The organism is Candidatus Dependentiae bacterium, from assembly GCA_016191325.1.
GTDB lineage: Bacteria > Babelota > Babeliae > Babelales > JACPOV01 > JACPOV01.
In genome coordinates this window covers 1-18041 of record JACPOV010000008.1, presented here as the reverse complement: position 1 = coordinate 18041, position 18041 = coordinate 1, and the positions used below count along the sequence as shown (strand labels likewise).

Annotated in this window: 14 protein-coding genes; 3 read left to right on the top strand and 11 right to left on the bottom strand. The window is 40.4% G+C overall.

Annotation, left to right across the window (positions count from 1 at the left end; genetic code table 11):
• The first annotated feature begins 142 nt into the window (after positions 1–142).
• From HYX58_00190 to ftsZ, 3 genes are read left to right on the top strand one after another with little or no spacing between them, the layout of a single operon-like run.
• The gene (locus HYX58_00190; GenBank protein MBI2774416.1) at positions 143–871 is read left to right on the top strand and encodes a hypothetical protein; all 729 of its coding nucleotides are present in this window, start codon (positions 143–145) and stop codon (positions 869–871) included.
• Positions 868–2094 (top strand): cell division protein FtsA, encoded by a 1227-nt coding sequence (gene ftsA, locus HYX58_00185; GenBank protein MBI2774415.1) that lies wholly within the window; start codon positions 868–870, stop codon positions 2092–2094. The genes HYX58_00190 and ftsA overlap by 4 nt, the downstream gene beginning before the upstream one ends.
• 8 nt (positions 2095–2102) lie before the next feature.
• Positions 2103–3248 (top strand): cell division protein FtsZ, encoded by a 1146-nt coding sequence (gene ftsZ, locus HYX58_00180; protein MBI2774414.1) that lies wholly within the window; start codon positions 2103–2105, stop codon positions 3246–3248.
• Positions 3249–3302: 54 nt separating this feature from the next.
• On the opposite strand, the gene HYX58_00175 is transcribed toward ftsZ, so the two are convergent.
• The 11 genes from HYX58_00175 to HYX58_00125 form a co-directional block, all read right to left on the bottom strand.
• On the bottom strand, positions 3303–4565 hold the full coding sequence (locus HYX58_00175; GenBank protein ID MBI2774413.1) for a right-handed parallel beta-helix repeat-containing protein: 1263 nt from the start codon (positions 4563–4565) through the stop codon (positions 3303–3305).
• A 79-nt stretch (positions 4566–4644) separates the two neighbouring features.
• On the bottom strand, positions 4645–5916 hold the full coding sequence (locus HYX58_00170; GenBank protein MBI2774412.1) for a hypothetical protein: 1272 nt from the start codon (positions 5914–5916) through the stop codon (positions 4645–4647).
• Between the two features lie 82 nt (positions 5917–5998).
• A complete protein-coding gene (locus tag HYX58_00165; GenBank protein MBI2774411.1) occupies positions 5999–7258 on the bottom strand; it encodes a right-handed parallel beta-helix repeat-containing protein in 1260 nt (419 codons plus the stop codon).
• A gap of 129 nt (positions 7259–7387) precedes the next feature.
• Complete coding sequence (locus HYX58_00160; GenBank protein MBI2774410.1) at positions 7388–8284, bottom strand: hypothetical protein; 897 nt, start codon at positions 8282–8284, stop codon at positions 7388–7390.
• Between the two features lie 53 nt (positions 8285–8337).
• Positions 8338–8763, bottom strand: a complete 426-nt coding sequence (locus tag HYX58_00155) for a hypothetical protein (GenBank protein MBI2774409.1) — start codon at positions 8761–8763, stop codon at positions 8338–8340.
• A 14-nt stretch (positions 8764–8777) separates the two neighbouring features.
• Positions 8778–10133, bottom strand: a complete 1356-nt coding sequence (locus HYX58_00150) for a hypothetical protein (protein MBI2774408.1) — start codon at positions 10131–10133, stop codon at positions 8778–8780.
• 33 nt (positions 10134–10166) lie between these two features.
• Positions 10167–11498 (bottom strand): hypothetical protein, encoded by a 1332-nt coding sequence (locus tag HYX58_00145; protein ID MBI2774407.1) that lies wholly within the window; start codon positions 11496–11498, stop codon positions 10167–10169.
• A 122-nt stretch (positions 11499–11620) separates the two neighbouring features.
• On the bottom strand, positions 11621–12952 hold the full coding sequence (locus HYX58_00140) for a right-handed parallel beta-helix repeat-containing protein (GenBank protein ID MBI2774406.1): 1332 nt from the start codon (positions 12950–12952) through the stop codon (positions 11621–11623).
• Positions 12953–12966: 14 nt separating this feature from the next.
• Complete coding sequence (locus HYX58_00135; GenBank protein ID MBI2774405.1) at positions 12967–14247, bottom strand: hypothetical protein; 1281 nt, start codon at positions 14245–14247, stop codon at positions 12967–12969.
• A gap of 25 nt (positions 14248–14272) precedes the next feature.
• A complete protein-coding gene (locus HYX58_00130) occupies positions 14273–15640 on the bottom strand; it encodes a hypothetical protein (GenBank protein MBI2774404.1) in 1368 nt (455 codons plus the stop codon).
• A 197-nt stretch (positions 15641–15837) separates the two neighbouring features.
• Positions 15838–18041: hypothetical protein (locus HYX58_00125; GenBank protein MBI2774403.1), on the bottom strand; the 2204-nt coding region annotated here is incomplete at its 5' end.

Genomic DNA, 18041 nt, shown 5'->3' with positions numbered 1-18041 from the left:
GGGTGCTCGCTCACTATTTTCACCAATGAGAAATTAATTTCTCAGACAAATTCATTGATTAATGCAATGGGAAAATAGTAAAAAGGTAAAGAGAGTGTGCTCTGCGATTGGGGTTCGCATATGCACATAAAAAGGGGGGATTATGAATCGCCAAAAGGCTATTTTATACCTTGGTATCACTGGATGCGCAGCTCTTATTTGCGCAAGCTTTACCTTTTGCATTATTTCAACGCTCACCCCAGATGCATTCACTTTCTGCGTTGATCCTCTTGTTACTCAAGAAACTGAACAGGCAATAATCAAAACTGCGCATTATTTGTACAAAACAAAAAATGAAACACCGTGGCATACCCAGCTAAAAGAAGCGTATCCGATCATAAAATCGATCAGTTGGAAAAAAACTAAATCTAAGTCGCTGCTCGTTACAATACGAATTGATGCACCTTGGCTATTAGCGAATGATAATTTAGTGCTCACCGAACGTGGCGCACTCGTTTCTCGCTCGCTTTATGGTGCGCATTATATGCAACTCCCGCGAGTTATTATAAAGTCACCCGCAAATTATTTAGAACCATATTGCATGAGTTGGTTGGAGCAGTTTCCTTCATCGTTTTTTGCAACGCATGCTATTACGATAGAAAATGCAGGCTCAATCATCGTGCACGATCTTGCAAAAAAACTATTTCCGATTCGCTTGAGGGCGGAACAAAAAATTGACGAATCAGTTCTTGATCAATGTTCAGATGCGCAAAAAAAATTGGTAGAGCAAAAGAAACTAAAAAAAATAATACCAACCGCCTGGCTGGCCGATATCAGATTCCACAAGCAGATTATTGTGTACCAGGCCAAAGGTAGGGAGGAAAGAGGATGAAAGGAAATATTTTTTCTGAACTTATTGTCGCAATAGATATTGGGACAACCAAGATTTGCGTTCTGGTAGCGCAACAACAAGCTGATGGCACTCTTGAAATTGTTGGCATTGGAAATTCTCCATCCCACGGTTTAAAAAAAGGTGTGGTGGTAGATATTGCCAAAACAGTTCAATCAATAAAATTGGCAGTTTCGGAAGCGCAGCTTATGGCAGGATGCACTATCGATCGTGCGTGCATTGGCATTTCGGGAAGCCACATTAAATCGTTGAGCTCTCAAGGCGTTGTTCCTATTAAGCGCGGACAAATTTCTCACCAAGATATTGCAAATGTGCTGGCTGCAGCGCAAGCAATAGCGCTTCCAGAAGGTCAACAAATTCTTCACGTTCTTCCGCACTATTTTGTTATCGATGGAAATGAACGAATAAATGATCCTTTTGGTATGTACGGCGTTCGGCTTGAAGCAAATGTTCACATTATTACAGGTGGCACAGCCTCTGCGCAAAACCTCATTAATTGTTGCGAATCTGCCGGCATTAAAGTTACCGATATTGTGCTCGAGCAACTAGCATCTGCCGCAGCAGTGCTTTCTCCAGATGAGAGAGAACTTGGCGTTGGCATGCTTGATATTGGTGGTGGCACCTCAGATTTAGCACTTTATGCACACGGTGCAATTCGCTATACGCATGTTATTCCTGTTGCTGGAAATCAATTTACTAACGATCTTGCAGTCGGCCTGCAAACAACGCTCATCGAAGCTGAACGTATAAAAAAAGAATTTGGAAGCGTTCAGGAAATCGATAATAACGAAATTATAAACGTAGCTTCATTACAAGACGGGCAAACACATGATGTTTGGCTTCCTGAACTGAGTGGTATTCTCCGCCCGCGCGCTACAGAATTACTCATGATGGTTAAGCAAATTATCGATAGTAAACAACTCAATCAAACAATAACGGCTGGATTTGTTCTTACCGGTGGCGGTTCATTGCTCAATGGTTTAGTTCCACTCGCGCACGAAATTTTGAAAGTTCCCGTTCGCATCGGTAGACCGCGATTGGATCATACAAATTTTATCACGCTCACTACGCCGCTCTATGCTACTGGTTACGGACTCTTGCTTCATGCACTCCAAAAAAGCAATACTTCTACTGATGGGATATCGGGCCCCCTCGTATCGCGTATGGTGGCTCGAATGAAATCATGGGTGTCCGACTTTTTTTAGGAGAGGGTATGATAATCTTTGAATCTGAGAATAAAACAAATGCTCCAATAGCGCGCATCAAAGTCATTGGAGTTGGCGGAGCTGGCGGTAATACGGTAGACAGCATGATCGATACCGGTTTTGAGGGTATCGAATTTATTGTCGCAAACACTGATGCTCAAGCTCTTGAAAAATCCAAAGCTGAACATAAAGTTCAGATAGGTTTAAAATCTACCAAGGGGCTCGGTGCTGGTGCAAACCCCGAATTAGGAAAACGTTCTGCAGAAGAAGATCTCGATAAAATTCTCGAGCTTGTTGCCGATGCAGATATCGTATTTCTAACAGGTGGCCTTGGCGGCGGAACCGGATCTGGCGCATTGCCAGTAATTGCAAAGGCACTACGCGAAAAAAATATTTTATGCATCGCGGTAGTAACAAAGCCTTTTCAATTTGAAGGAAAACGTCGCGCCACCGTCGCAGATTCTGCTTTAGAAAATCTAAAAAAAGAAGTGGATACACTTATTGTGGTTCCAAATCAAAAACTTCTTGATGTGGTTGATGAAAACATTTCGATGATCGATGCGTTTTCGATGATCAACGGTATTTTGCACCGCTCAGTTAAATCTATTTCAGATATTATCTCTAAACCTGGGCATATTAACGTTGACTTTGCCGACGTACGCACCATTATTAAGGATCGCGGCCTTGCGGTGATGGGAACTGGAATCGCTTCTGGAAGCAATCGTGCGCAAAAAGCAGCGCTCGATGCAATAAACTCCCCACTACTTGAAAATATGAGCATTGCCGGAGCAAAAGGTGTTTTACTAAACATTACTGGCGGCACTAATTTAGGGCTACATGAAATCCGCATTGCTGCATCGATTGTTCATGAACAAGCTGATATAGATGCTAATATAATTCTAGGATCGGTGATCGATCCGTTGCTCATAGATGAAATTCGCGTGACCATAATCGCAACAGGCTTCAACACAGTCTCAGCAGAAGCACCTAAAGTAGCGCAAAAAGAAATTACGCCCGCGCATTTTCAACGTGCTGAAGTAAAAATACAACAAGCATTACAAGCTGAACCAGTTCAACCATCGGTCGCATTTGATGATCTAGATGTCCCAACATTCATGCGTCAAAAAAAACAATCTGAACACGATATCGTTTAAAAAAATTGGGCCGCTTTCTGCGGCCCTTTCTAATTCGTACTTTTTTTTTATTGCTTAGATAGTAACACTCACATTGTCGAATGTGCCACAAACTTGGGCTGGCAATCCTGGTGCGGGGTTTGAAAGACTTCCGTTAATAACAGGAATGGAAAATCCCGGATAAGAAACTAAATAGTGCGTACCGCTGTTAAAACACTCATTTTTTACAATTAACGAAGAGGATTGTGCAGACAGATCTACAATGCCAAATGCTGAAGAACCGCTGTTATTACTCACCAGATTTTCTTCAATATGGCAAAGCGAACAAGTCGCATCAAGCTTAATGCCGTAAGCACTTTCATTCGTTGATACAATGCCGCGGATTATAGAGTCATTTATATAAGAACTTGATTCACTTGCCAAAGATATACCCGCGGTTTCAAGTTTACCTTGATCACTTTGCGCTAGTACCTTTTCGAAAATATTGCGGCTACCCCCCGTCGTGAAAAACCCAATGCATTTGCCAGTTTCAGATTTTCCCGCAACGCTTTGGCAATTATTTATCCAAATCCTCTCAGATGCGGACATGTAAAAACCATATACTGAATCTGTTCCGTCGCCCGTGGTAGTAGTTGCATAGGCAAGGCAATTTTTTACGATTCCTTCAGTACAATTTTCAAGCATATAGCCAGCTGCAAAGCTAGCAGCCCTCTGACCAACTGTTCTATTTTCTAACAATTCAAAAACTGAAGAATTTTCTAGATGCACGCCTGCACTTGAAGGGCATAGTATTAATTGGTTTCCTTCAAAATAGCAATTCGAGATTCTCATTCGCGTAGTGTTATTTGCATGAATTCCTGCAGCTACCGAAGCCAAACCAGGCATACAATCGGAAATCGTGCAGTTTTTTATAACCACATCCATAATGCCCGATAAGCTTCCCAATGAATTTATGCCAGCATCAGCGCATAGGGTTGTGGTAATATTATCTATAAAAATATCGTAACAACCGTCATTTATGCGAATTCCATTACCCGTAAACCCTGCAACGATGCCGTTTTTAATCGTGACGTTATAAACGTTTGGCGCAATCGTAATACCCGTAAAACCAGGGGCAGAATCTTGCCCAGCAAAAAAAATATTACCGCCCAAATCGAGAACAATATTACTTGTGGCTATGATGATCATGGAATCGTTCGGGTCCACCGAAGTCGTTTGCATACCCCCTGAATAGAGAAACTGGCCAGGTGTATCATAAATTATAGCTACTGAACCGGCGCTCATCGATAAAGTAACTATCAATAGTATAGGTAGAATCGAATGCTTTAAAAAATGCATGAAGTTTTCCTTATCGTTGATGCAAAACTAGATTAAAAAAGGCCATTCACCCAAAAATGAATGGCCTGCGGAATGTTCACTAGGGATTTATTAAAATATTATCTATTAATCCCCCTGCACTGCTTGGTAATCCGGGCGGATTTAATGATAGACTTCCGACAATCACGGGCAATTGAATACCATTTGGATAAGTAACTGCATATCCGGTGCCACAATTAAATGCACGATTAGAAGTAATTGCCGATGTACTTGCGCCAGCATCATCTATAATTGCAAATGAGAATGTTCCAACAGAATCGAGAATATTATTGGATTGAATATTGCAGTTGCTACACCCCATAAGTAAAATTCCGGTAGCGCTTGCTGTTATTGCAAATGTTTCACGCAATGTGCAGCCTTGAATATTTGAGTTCACTTCATTTGATAAAAGAATGCCCGAGGCTGATAAGAATCCTTGATTACTTTGCGCAAGAACCCCATTAAAATTATTCCGATCCCCGTTTTGCGCAAAAAATCCATTGCATGAACCGGCGCTCGCTGAACCCACCGAGCTTTGACAATTTTGCACCAATATCCGTTGGCAGCTATCAAGTTCATAACCGTTTGCTATGTCGCTGCCGTCACCGTTGACTGTCGAACTTGAATACACCAAATTATTCTGAACTAAGCCTTCTTTGCAATTTTTCATTACAATCCCAGCTGCAAATTGTGATGCGGTCTGCGCAAGGCACCTACAATTATTGATACCAAAAGAAGTAACATTTTCTAAGAGGATGCCAATACATGTTTGCGTTAAACTTGTTTGGCTTACTTGCTGAAGATTAGATGCGAGAGACAAAAGGTTTATATTCGTGCCTTTAATTCCATAAACTGCCAAGTGATCGCTCGTGTTAACAGTTGCCATGGAACAATTGCTGATGCTTATATTCGTCAACCCAGTTACGGTACCCTGAAGTTCGATATCGGCATTGGTCATTCCAGTAAGAACCATGCTATCAATCGTTAGCCCTCTATTATTATCCTGTACTATAATGCCTGTCCCCGTAAACCCTTGCGCAAATCCATTTACAATATTAACGTTTCTAAAACCTGGGTTGACCACAATAAAATTAAATCCCGGAACACCCAATGTACTTTGATCTTGAAAAAAAACATTCCCTCCAAAATCCAACGTTATATTATTCGTTCGGATAATAAACATTGAATCATTGGGATCAGTTGGCGCTGAGCTGAATCCACCCGAATAGAGATAATGACCCGGTGTGTCGTAAATGATAGCTACCGATGCAGCAGTTAAATTATTGCTTATAAAAAAGCTTAGAATTAATAAATATATATTTTTTTGTTTCATATTATTTTCAAATAAAAATGCCTGTTTAGATAAATAAATTAAAATCCCCCAGAAGTTTCTGGGGGATTTAGAAAATCAAATATTATGCGGTGAAAGCAATATTTACATATTTGCTTGTAGTGCTGATAGTTGTAAAGTCGGCCACCGATGCAGTAGCAACAGGAAATACGCGCGGCAATGTTTGAGTAACATCATACCCGCTCGTTGTGTTTTGAAATGCAAGATTTCCTGCAATTAAATTATTAGAATCGGACGTCGTATCTGTTAACCCAAAGCCTGTATTTCCCGTATTTGCTATTACTTGGTTATACCAAATATCGCAGTTTTGGGGGCCATTGATCAAAATACCGTACCCAATTCCCGCAACTCCACCATCATTAACACGGCTCTTGCATTTAAACAATGACGATTTACTTTCTGTTCCGCTCATATAAAACCCGGCAGCCGATGTTGCCCCAGTATTATTTCGTGCTTGGCAAAGCACGCATAAATTATCCGATCCATCAATCAATTGATACCCATAGGTATCACCAAGTGAATTGTTTGTGTGTTTTACGATCCCGTTTGATACGGTGGTATGAGTTGATTGATTTATCAGAAAACCGCATGCTTTACTGCTAGAAGCTCGAGCAATCGTATTAAGCACGGTGCAATTATTAATAATTGTCCACTGGCATTGGAAAATGCTGATACCAATACCTAGCAGATTTCCACCATTGCCGTGAGAAATTGTATCTTCAATGCGACAAGAATTGCAGGATTCCAAACTGATACCAAATCCGGAATTAACTGTCCCGCCATCATTACCCTTAACGGTACAATTTTTTATACTAATATTATCTCCGTTTGAGACACGGATGCCGTAGGCGGTACTTAAGCCATCGCCTGTACAAGATGAAACCAGGCAGGTATCAATAACGGTATCTTTTATGGTATTAATTGAGACGCCATTCATTTGAATACCGCCAGAATTGCATGTATCAACATCAATATTTTCAATGCGAATATTGCTGCATCCTTCACCAATGATAATGCCAAAACCCGTAAGGTTTCGAATTGAACCATTTTTTATAATAACATTGGTTACATTTGGAGAAATAACAACGCCCGAGAATCCATCCACAAAGTTACTCGGGTCTTGCGTAAATGCATGGCCCCCTAGATCAACGACCACGTCACTTACTTGTACACACACTAAGGCATCATTTGGATCGGTTGGAAACCCAACATTATCAGCGGCATAGAGATAATTGCCGGGAGAAGAGATTATCGAACAAACGGAATCTGATTTTATTTGATAAGAACCAAGTAACAATAACCCAATTATAAGACTCTTTTTCATTTCAAATTTTCCTTTTTTACATTGAAAATTTTGTGCACAAAAATAAATATTTCGAAAACACTATTCCCATCCACTTGATTTTTTTCCTTATCAGAGAAAGGTCCAGAGTCTACATACTATTCTCACTCCTCATTGGGTTATCGCGAGATTTGACCACGGACCGGTTGGCGATGCCATATTACTAGTAGCGGGGGCTGCGGGAGTTATAACAGCAGCTGTCAATGTTGCGCCATTAATCTGATTGCCAACGGTCGAAAAATTCGTAAAAGCAATATTTTTTGAGAAAAGGTTATTAGCTGAAGCCCCTACTATAATTCCAAATGAATTTGCTGCGCTTCCAGCTGCGACATTTCGTTCCGTTATCGCATCTATCACCGACCAACTGACTCCGATGGTTGGATTTTGAAAATTAATCCCAGCTGTCGCATTTGCTGTGGTATTAAAATTGTATGATGCATTATTCCTAAGCAGAATTCCGAAACTGGCATTATTCACGACGATTCCAAACAAGTTTGCCACATTTGCAAAATTAGAAAGAACTGAGCAATCAATGAGTACGTTTTGGGATGAAGAACCTGAAAACGAAAAACCGCTAATAGACCCACCAGTATTTGTGCTTACTAAACATTTTTCTAAATAATTTGCAGTTGATGTAGAGGCAAAGAGAAATCCGGATAAGCTGCCCGATGCTTGATTTGAGCTTGCCGTACAGTTAATAAATGATTCTGCACTGCAGCCGGTTAAACTATAACAAATAACGGTTGATCCTGTATTTGTACTCACAAGTGTATTTTGGATAACGTTTCCTGTTCCAAGATTATCGCTAAAAAGAGTAAGGGTTGATGCAGTATTACCGTTAATACCAAGAGTGCCAAATGAGCATTGAGTGCAGTTACTCATATTAAATGCAGTTATTGTGGATCCTGGTTTATTAATGCTTGCGACAGTTGTATTAGAAATATTTATGCGAGAGGCCTGATTGAGTAATACACCATTTGCACCACCTGCCGCGTTAGCACACTGCAAAAAACGGCAATTGGCAATATCAACATCAACAATTTTACTAGTATTAAGGGCATTCAGCGCAAGCCCTTCAAAGCCGATACTTTTAAAAGCTTCAGCGCAAGCCCTTCAAAGCCGATACTTTTAAAAGCAATATTATTTATTTTTATCTTAGAACATCCTTGATTAATCAAAATGCCGGTCCCAGTGATATTTTGAAGACAACCATTTTGAATAATAATGTCGCTCAGATTTGGGTTAATAATAATGCCAGTGCAATTTCCCACGCTATTTCCCTGAGAAAGCGTATACCCTCCAAAATCGAAAAGAACATTGCTTGAGGAAATAGTGATAATTGTGTCTCCGGTAATATTGGGGACACTAATAATTGAATCACCCAACTTATATTTTCCAGGCTGATTTATGAGCAAATCAGTGGAATAAAGTAATCTGGAAGAAAAAAGACAGAATAGCAATACAAATAAAAAATGATTTTTTTTCATTTACCAACTTCTTATTACGAACCAAGTGATAAGTTACTCCACGGCAATGTAGTACTATTAAGATTACTCGTTTGGGGAGACGCAAGCGTTGTAATAACTGAACCTGCTGGAACGTTTCTAAATTGAGTTGCTTGGCCTGTGCCAGAAGTATCGCACACAAAACCAATATTGCGGGCAAACAGATTATTGGCACCGCTAATAACATTGACTGCCTTGCCAGATGCTGTTGTTGAACCCGTATTTTTACTAAATAAACAATCTACGATGACTGAAGTATTGGTCGCATTTGCGTTCAATCCTTGCCCAGCGCTTGCGGTTCCTGCTGTACTACTAATATTTGAACCAATACAGCGCACTATAATTTGATTATTTGCGGTCAGCAAATAACCAAGATTCGTAGTTGAAACAGCCAAAGACGTGTTGAGCGCCAAGGCATTGCAATCAAGTAAGGTTTGCTGCGCACTTCCAATATTAAATGCCGCATTGATTGAATTCAGTTGATTTGCAGTATTGCTTATAAAATTGACGTTGCTAAACAAATTATTAAGCGAAGTAGCGCCGCTCACCAAAACGCCACTGAATGGCCCTGCTGATGCAACATTGCCCGTTGCAAGACAACCAGAATAAATATTATTCGAGCTACTTAATGAAAAACAAGTTAAGGGACCGTTTGCAATGTTATTGCGAATGGTAATGCCCGCAAAGGCACTGTTATTATTTGTAGTTTCAGCGATTCCATTAAATCCACCAGATGGCGTTGCTATATTTTGAATGGTGATGTTTGTAAAGTCGCACATAGTGGATTGATTAACTAAAATCGCATTCAGAGTCCCTGTTGTATTTATCGTATTTGCGATGATACAATCACTCATTTGTAAACGGCTACAATTTGAGAATGCTATGATATTTGTAACCCCGGTTGTACCACAATTAAAAAACCTCGATTGGCGCAGTTCAATATCATTTATTGTGGACGCTGCAGCGCCAGAGGCAAGAACTGCGCTCCCATTTACGTTTTCCATAATAATATTATTCATACGAAGACGAGCACAACCAGAATTAATGAGAATTCCAGTTCCTGTCATGCTACGAACAGTACCATTTTGTATTACGATATCAGTTAAATTTGCATTAATATTAATACCAATAACGCCCGCTTGAGCATTCCCCAGAGAAACAACATATCCACCCAAATCAAGAACCACATCACTAGATTGCACGCTAATAACATTACTTGCCGCAGTAGGCAGACTTACTATACTATCACCCAATACATATATCCCCGGCGCTGCTATGATCAAATCATCCGCGTAGCATTTTTGCATACCCAAATAACTTAAAATCAAAACAATTAAAATTTTTGACTTCATTCTTTTTTAGTCCTTTTTTAACCTATGCGTTTTCTATGCAGATACAGACAGATTTATCCATGGCGTTGTAGCACTATTGATATTCGAACTCTGAACTGCAGCAAGCGAAGTTACAGATCCGGCGGGTACCCCACTTAATTGGGCTGCTGTAGCTCCAGTATTATTATTACATCCAATGCAGCGGGTAAACAAATTATTAGCACCAGTAACGATACTTACTCCCAGTGAAGTTGCCGCAGTTGTCCCCTTATTGCTTTTAAACAGACCATCCTTTATCATGCAAAAATTACTCACGGTAGTATTAAACACGAGACCCTGGCCACTGCTCCCAGTTGATGCCTGATTAGATCCAATATACCGCAACAATGTGTTAAAACTCGAATTGATTAGCTGAAATCCAGAAGCTGTTCCAGTTGCAGTATTGGCCATTCCCATACAATCATTGAAGGTAGATTGGTTAACAGCATTAACAAGAAATCCTATAGTACTAGTTCCTCTATTTGCTAATGCAATGCAATTCTCAAATAATAGGTTTTGATTTGTGGTTATTACAAATCCACGTCCAGAAGCCAACGATGAGCTATTGCCGACGGCTTGGCAATTAATAAAGCGATCCTGTAGGCAGTTTGTTATATTAAATCCATTTAAATTCGTGCTACTAGCATTATTTACGCGCACGACACAGCCGTTAAATATATTGCCCGTGCCGCTAGAATCTTGTATCCCAAAAAATGTGGGTGAGCTATTTCCCTGAATAATAACTTTATTCAATGTACAAAGTGTGCAATTTGAAAGACTAGTGTAAAGAATATTAGCAGCTGCTATCGTTCCAAAGATTAATACATTATTTATTGTTATTCGAAGACAATTTTGTAAATTCAGAAGAAAATCTGCAGACGCATTACTAGAACAATTGGAAAATCGGCAGTCATTGATTTGACAATCGGTAATCTGATTAGGGGCTACGTTTCCTTCAAATGAAATCCCTCTAATTGCGCAATTTTCTAAGTATAAATTATTCACACTTATTGCTGAGCAACTTTGATTAACTACTAACCCACGATTTGTAACATTGCGGATAGTGCCGTTTTGAATCGTAATATTAGAAAGATTGCTGTTTACAACTATGCCATCGACACTTGCTGTCGCGTTTGCCTGAGCAACGATATAGCCACCAAGATCGAGAACAACATTGCTGGCAGCAATATTGATAATGGTATCTGCCCCAGTTGGATTGCTGGCAATTGAACTGCCCAGTTGATAAAGGCCAGGTTGTGAAATCGTTAGCTCGATAGCATTAAGATACAAAGGCAGGAATAAAATGATTATGCTCAATTCTGCTTGGCTGATTAATTTTCTGCTCATCATCTTCCTTTATTGAAATCTAAAATCGAGCGCATCAATCCTAATGAGAATCTTCAATTATTGTCAAGCCTCCTCAAATCTTCGGCTTTAAATAAAAAAACTTACCAGAAGCCAAAAATAAACTAACTTGGAACGGCTAAATTAGTCCAAACTCCGGTAACTGAGTTTAAAATAGTAGCAGCTGCAATAGTCGTTAACGAACCGCTGTAAGCTGCTGGAAAACTTATCTGATTTCCGGTGGTATTATTAGCAAAAGCAAGTGTTCTCAAAAAAAGCGTACCAAGCGGCGCGCTTGCCGAATAAAGTAGCCCAAACGAATTTGCTCCAGAGCTGCCACTATTTTGAGTAAAGAACGGCGATGTCACAACCCACGCATTACCTGTAGCGTTTATCACCATGCCATGCGATCGAGTTGCAGAACTATTATAAAGGGCACTGCAATCACGCAGAAGCCCTGAAGATCCAACAAGCATAGCAAATCCCGTAAAGCTATTAACCAACGAAGTAGTGCTGTTGGCATTAACTATGCAATTGCTTACTACGCTATTTACCGCAGAGGTATCAAAAAGAAATCCTTGCATCCCCCCAACGGAGGTGTTGCTATTAGCTGTACATTTATCAACATATGAAAAAGCTGCGTTATTAAAGTTATACCCAACTAATATTCCAGTAAGTGAACTATTACTGCTCACAAATGAATTAAGTAGTATTGTACTCGTGGTAGATCCTGCTAAGTTAAAGCCCGTTAGGCTACTTGCAATGTTATTTTGAATGAAGCAATTTGAGAAACTATTTGATGCGCCACCGCTAATGCCGATGCCTGTCAGGGAATTCGTACTCGTATTTCCCTTAACCATTACCGATTGAATGGTGCATTGCGAGCAAGTACTCAACAATGCTCCCGTCCAGGTAATGGTCGCTGATGAATTTGCAATAGTGCAATTATTCACAGAGAAATTTGAACAGCCCAGCAAATTCAGAGGTGCACCCCCGGCAGTAGTGCCACAGTTGTAGAACTGACAGTTATTTATCGCGCCGTCTACAATAGCCGCTGATGCAGTTCCCTGAAAGTCTGCCCCTGCCGTAGCACAATTGAGAAACTCTATATTCTGTATAATAATCTTTGAACATGATGAGCCGACCCGAATGCCCGATCTAGTAACATTGCTTATAGTTCCATTCTGAACAACAACATCGCTCAACCCGCTATTTATTGAAACACCATCCACCAAAGCTGTGGCGTTTCCTTGTGATGTGGTAAGCCCACCCAGATCGAGGACTACATTGCCAACTGTTATATTTATTATGCTATCTGCAGCTAAAGGAAGACTTAAAATAGTATCGCCCAATTTATAAAACCCAGACTGATCTATAAGCAAGTCAACTCCTCTAGCTGTTTGCATAAAAAGCATAGCAAGTAAAAAGAATTGAATACTAAAATTACTGTACCGCATCTTTTCCCCTTTCTTTATGCAGCAATAGCCAAATTAGTCCACGGTTGAGTCACCGCTGCAATATTTTGTGTGGCGGGCGCACCTGGCGTTGTAGCGCTAAAACCGACTCCACTAAACTGCGCTGCACTATTATTAAACGCTACATTCCGATAGTATAAATCTCCCGTTGTTGAAACTGCATCCTGTACTCCCGTACCAAGCTTGGAAAACAAACAGTCAAAAACGGTAAGTTTTTGCACCGTACTAGGAACAGATAGACCGATGCCCACTAAAATATTAGAAGCCGTACATCTGGCGACAATAGATCCCAGTGAGTTAAGATTAAAAAAAACGCCAGTACTTGAAGAAGAACCGACGTTGGCGGTACAATCGGTAAAAATGTTTTGATTTCCAGGTGAGCTTTCTCTGAATCCACTCAATGTCCCTGATTGTGCCGTATTATTAATTATTTGGCATTGTCTATAAAGATTACCTGTTGTAGAGTTCAAATTAAATGCATTATTAGCACCTCCCCCAAAGTTTCCAACTATCGAGCAATTTAAATAAAGAGACGATGTGCCAGTTGTATTAAATCCGTTAAAATTGGCAGAAGCCCCACTCGTGTTATTTCTAATAATTACATTTGAAAAATAATTATAAAAAGTAGAATTTTCATTAATGGCGCTAAAAAGAGCGCTGTTATTGAGCGTCGTATTATTTTGAATTGTAATATCGTTCATTGTGCATGATGTACAAGTAAGAAGATTGATACACGTAAAAGCAGCTGCTGTATTGATCGTTCCATCAATAATACAGTTAACAATTGAAGAGCGACTGACATTATTCCATAAGATCACGCTCGTGCCGGTTGAAGAGCAGCCGTAAAACCGACACTGTGTTAATTCAAGATCAGTTATGGTACCAGCCGAGCCATCTGCAGCCATACCTGCACCGGCACAGTTCTCAAAAAGAATATTTGAAATGCGAATGCGCGAATCTGTCGCTAAAAGTGAAATCCCAGTACCGGTCACGCTTCTGATCGTACCATTACGAATCACGATATCGCTTAAGTTTTGATTAACAACTATACCTGCGACATTGGCAGTTCCATTCGCCTGAGAAATAACGTAGCCACCCAAATCTAAAACTACGTCGCTTGCAGTAATATTAATAATATTATCTGCAGTAGTTGGACTGGTTAAGATTGGAGCGCCAAGTTGATAAATTCCCGCTTGCGAGATAGTTAACTCTGTAGCATTCAAGCACAAAAAAAAATTTAAGAAACTCATCGCGAGAACCACTACTACGTTTATCATATATAATTCCTTTTATTCTACATTATTAAGTAGCTACGCTTAGATTAGTCCAATACAGCGTTACGCCATTAATATTTTGCGTTGAAATAACAGTCGGCATAGTAACTGATCCACCCGGAAAACCGACAGCGCCGCCAAATTGGGCAGAGTTGTTTGCAGCAGCATTATTATTAAACCCTATATTACGAGAAAACAGATTATTCGCTCCCGTTACAATATTTGCTCCAAATGAATTGGCATCATTTATTCCTTTATTATTGCTTAAGAGGCAATCAGTAACGAGACACGTATTACTGGCGGCAGTAACAAACGAAAGTCCGGAGCATGTATTGCCAGTCGATCTGTTATTTGAACTAATGCAGCGCCGAAATGTATTGCTGCTTGCGTTGTTGAGGGAAATACCAATAAACGCACCTGATGCATTATTTGATGCGATTATCGCATCGTTGAGCGTATTTAATGTAGCCCCAGCTGAAAGTGTAAAACAGGTAGCTCCCACGGATACATTTCCCATAATTACAGGCTGATTAAAAATAGTCCTGGTAATGCCCGCAAGTGTAAAACCAGTGAAAGATCCTGTTCCTGTAGTTCTATTACCGATAAGTTGACATTGCTCAAATGAATCTCTTGTTGTCCCACTTAAAAGAGAAAATCCAACGAAATTCGCGCCCGTAAAGGTATTAAATCGTGCAACACAATTTTTAAAAATATTACCCGTGCCCCCCGATTCTGCAAACATGGTAAAGATAATCGTGAGCGAGGGAGTATATGAATTTCCTTGAATTAAAACATTGGCAATCAAACATTGCGTGCAACTGCTCATAGAAACAAAAATGATCGGGTTCAGCCCGCTACTTATTGCTAGTCCATAGATAGTACAGTCGTTGACCGTGAGGCGAGTGCAACTGGTAAGAGTTAGTGCCGTGTTGCCGACCGCAATAGTTGCAGGGCAGCTGAAGATCCTACAGTTACTGATTTGGCAGTCGTTAATTGTATTGCCTGCAGCTCCGAGCATAGCAATCCCATTAGTGCCACATGATTGGAGATTAATCGCATTTATATTAATGCGCGCACAGTTCTGATTTACCACAATGCCACGGCTTGTCAGATTTCGTATGGTACCATTCTGAACGACGATATCGGTCAGCCCAGAGTTAATGACAATCCCATCGACGCCTGCCGTAGAATTACCTTGAGAAATAACGTAACCACCAAGATCGAACGTAACGTTGCTGGAAGTAATATTGATAATACTATCGGCGCCACTTGGGTTACTTACAATAAAATCACTTAAAAGATAGAGCCCCGGTTGTGAAATGGTAAGCTCAACCGCTTGAAGCCGTCCCATTAAAAAAATAGACAAAACAAGAAATGCTAATTTTTTGTAATTCATGCTTCCTCAAACTAATTTCCAATTTTGCACTTATAGAAAATGTGCTATGAAATTCCAAATAACCTAATGCGATTTCTTTAACGTTGTCAATTCGAAACGAATTCAGCGAAAACAATATGCGACTGTTTTTTGCTATTCTGTTTTCCGCTCAGTTCGATTTTCCTTTTGCAGTAAATCGAACTGAGCGGAAGTATTTATTATCCTACGCCTAAGTTAGACCACGGTGCATTTATAGCGTTTAAGTTATTCATTGAGGCAGCGGATGAAATAGATGTAGCAGCAAAACCAATATATTGCGTAACGTTTTTGACAGAAATGTTTCTGATAAAGGCATTAAATTGCGATGTTCCGCTAGCCGGATCCAGACGGAATCCAACTGGATTTCCTGAAGCGTAACAATCCCTAACAGTATTTCCAAATGCACCCGTTGCTGAAGTAGCTCCATTAACGATTCTAAATCCTACACCATTTGTTCTCGTTATCCCATTATTGTCACTTGCAAAACAATTAATAAGATCACAGCTTGTCGTCGTATTCAAGTCAAATCCCAGAGCAGCAAAGCCATTGGTACTTGATGGAGCAACGTTAGATTCGCTGACGCAATTAGCAGCAGCGACCCGTTGGCAAGAATTAAAGTTGAACCCGCGTACTGTTGATAGCGCATCAGAACCTGTAGAAGTATTTTGAAGTGCTTTGCAATCCATAAAGAGATTGTCGTTACAACCTGTGCCCGTAAAGAATCCATCCACCGCTGCCGATCCACTCATAGCAAGAACCGTGCAATTCAAGAACTGATTTCCCGTAGAAGTACTATTGCTCTCGAGTAAGAAGCCTCGGGCATTGCCAGATGCCATGTTATTTCTTAATATGCAATCCTGGAAAGAGCATTGAATGGATGCATTGAAAAGGCGAACCCCTGTGACGTTCGCTCCAGTATTATCATCAATAGTAATTGTTCTAAATGCAATCTTCTGACAGTTATCAATATCGAGTGGTAGTATATTAGTTGTAGTTCTTAAGCCATTGCCATTAATAGTGCAATTAGTTACTTGGAAATCGGTGCACGATTGCATATACAGTGCTCGATCTGCTGTTGATTGGTTTAATCCTTGCAGAATATTACAATTTCTAATTGCGCCATTTACAATACTCGATTTTGTGGCACCGCCAAGAAGCTCAATTCCTCGTATTCCACACCCAACAATAGAAGTATCCGATATTACGATTCGTTGAACGTTACTTTGTACAGTTATGCCCCGGCTTGTGAAGTTAGCAATCATACCATTTTTAATAGTGATATCGTTAAAGCCACTATTGACCCTAATAGCGTCGGTTGCTGCTACCCCACCTTGTTGCGAAAACGTAAAGCATGATATATCGAGCATAACGTTTGAAGAATTAATAGTGATACCTTGAGTTCCAGCCCCTGCAGGAGTGTAAACAACGTTACTCGCAAATCTATAGACACCCGGTGCATTTATAGTAAGCGGTGTTTGTGCTCCACCAATAGGGCCGAAGGTTTGTTGGGTAATATAGGTTGGTGAACAATTATCCTGATCGAGACGATTGAGCACAGAGAAAGTACCAGCGCTGCTTAATGTACTTAACACACTGAACGTACCGTTAAATCCAGCAGCGACTTGGCTAAATGTACCGTTAAATCCGGCGCTCAATACACTAAATGTACCATTGCAGCATGCAGCAAGCGCACTGAATGTACCTTGTTGGTTAGTCGTCACCGTATTCAATACCGAGAATGTTCCATTGCAACATGCGGCAAGTGCACTAAATGTACCGTTAAATCCTCCAGCAATTGCAGTGAATACGGGACTCAGACTCACCGATGATCTGATATCTGCTAACGCTGAGAAAGTTCCATTACAACATGCAGCAAGCGCACTGAATGTGCCAGCATTGCTTATTGTGTTCAGAACGCTAAACGTGCCATTAAATCCTGCTCCAACTTGCGTGAATGTACCTTGTTGATTTGTTAATATCGTTAATTCATTTGCAATCACCGTGTTCAATACGGAGAATGTACCATTACAGCATGCGGCAAGTGCACTAAATGTACCGTTAAATCCTCCAGCAATTGCAGTGAATACGGGACTCAGACTCACCGATGATCTGATATCTGCTAACGCTGAGAAGGTTCCATTACAGCATGCAGCAAGCGCACTAAATGTTCCGTTAAATCCGGCAGCGACCTGTGTAAATACCGGACTAAAGTTGACGGTTGCCGTTACTTGCAAGTTATTAAGAATTGTCCACGTTTGATTAAAGTCGCTTGTTATTAAACTGAAGGTTCCTTGTTGATTTGTGGTCACCGTATTCAATACTGAGAATGTACCATTACAGCATGCGGCAAGCGCAGTAAACGTTCCATTAAATCCTCCAGCTA

Bases quoted from the DNA above. Each gene is read 5' to 3' on its own strand.
- HYX58_00190 (MBI2774416.1), top strand. From the start codon at position 143: ATGAATCGCCAAAAGGCTATTTTATACCTTGGTATCACTGGATGCGCA.
- ftsA (MBI2774415.1), top strand. From the start codon at position 868: ATGAAAGGAAATATTTTTTCTGAACTTATTGTCGCAATAGATATTGGG.
- ftsZ (MBI2774414.1), top strand. From the start codon at position 2,103: ATGATAATCTTTGAATCTGAGAATAAAACAAATGCTCCAATAGCGCGC.
- HYX58_00175 (MBI2774413.1), bottom strand. From the start codon at position 4,565: ATGCATTTTTTAAAGCATTCGATTCTACCTATACTATTGATAGTTACT.
- HYX58_00170 (MBI2774412.1), bottom strand. From the start codon at position 5,916: ATGAAACAAAAAAATATATATTTATTAATTCTAAGCTTTTTTATAAGC.
- HYX58_00165 (MBI2774411.1), bottom strand. From the start codon at position 7,258: ATGAAAAAGAGTCTTATAATTGGGTTATTGTTACTTGGTTCTTATCAA.
- HYX58_00155 (MBI2774409.1), bottom strand. From the start codon at position 8,763: ATGAAAAAAAATCATTTTTTATTTGTATTGCTATTCTGTCTTTTTTCT.
- HYX58_00150 (MBI2774408.1), bottom strand. From the start codon at position 10,133: ATGAAGTCAAAAATTTTAATTGTTTTGATTTTAAGTTATTTGGGTATG.
- HYX58_00145 (MBI2774407.1), bottom strand. From the start codon at position 11,498: ATGAGCAGAAAATTAATCAGCCAAGCAGAATTGAGCATAATCATTTTA.
- HYX58_00140 (MBI2774406.1), bottom strand. From the start codon at position 12,952: ATGCGGTACAGTAATTTTAGTATTCAATTCTTTTTACTTGCTATGCTT.
- HYX58_00135 (MBI2774405.1), bottom strand. From the start codon at position 14,247: ATGATAAACGTAGTAGTGGTTCTCGCGATGAGTTTCTTAAATTTTTTT.
- HYX58_00130 (MBI2774404.1), bottom strand. From the start codon at position 15,640: ATGAATTACAAAAAATTAGCATTTCTTGTTTTGTCTATTTTTTTAATG.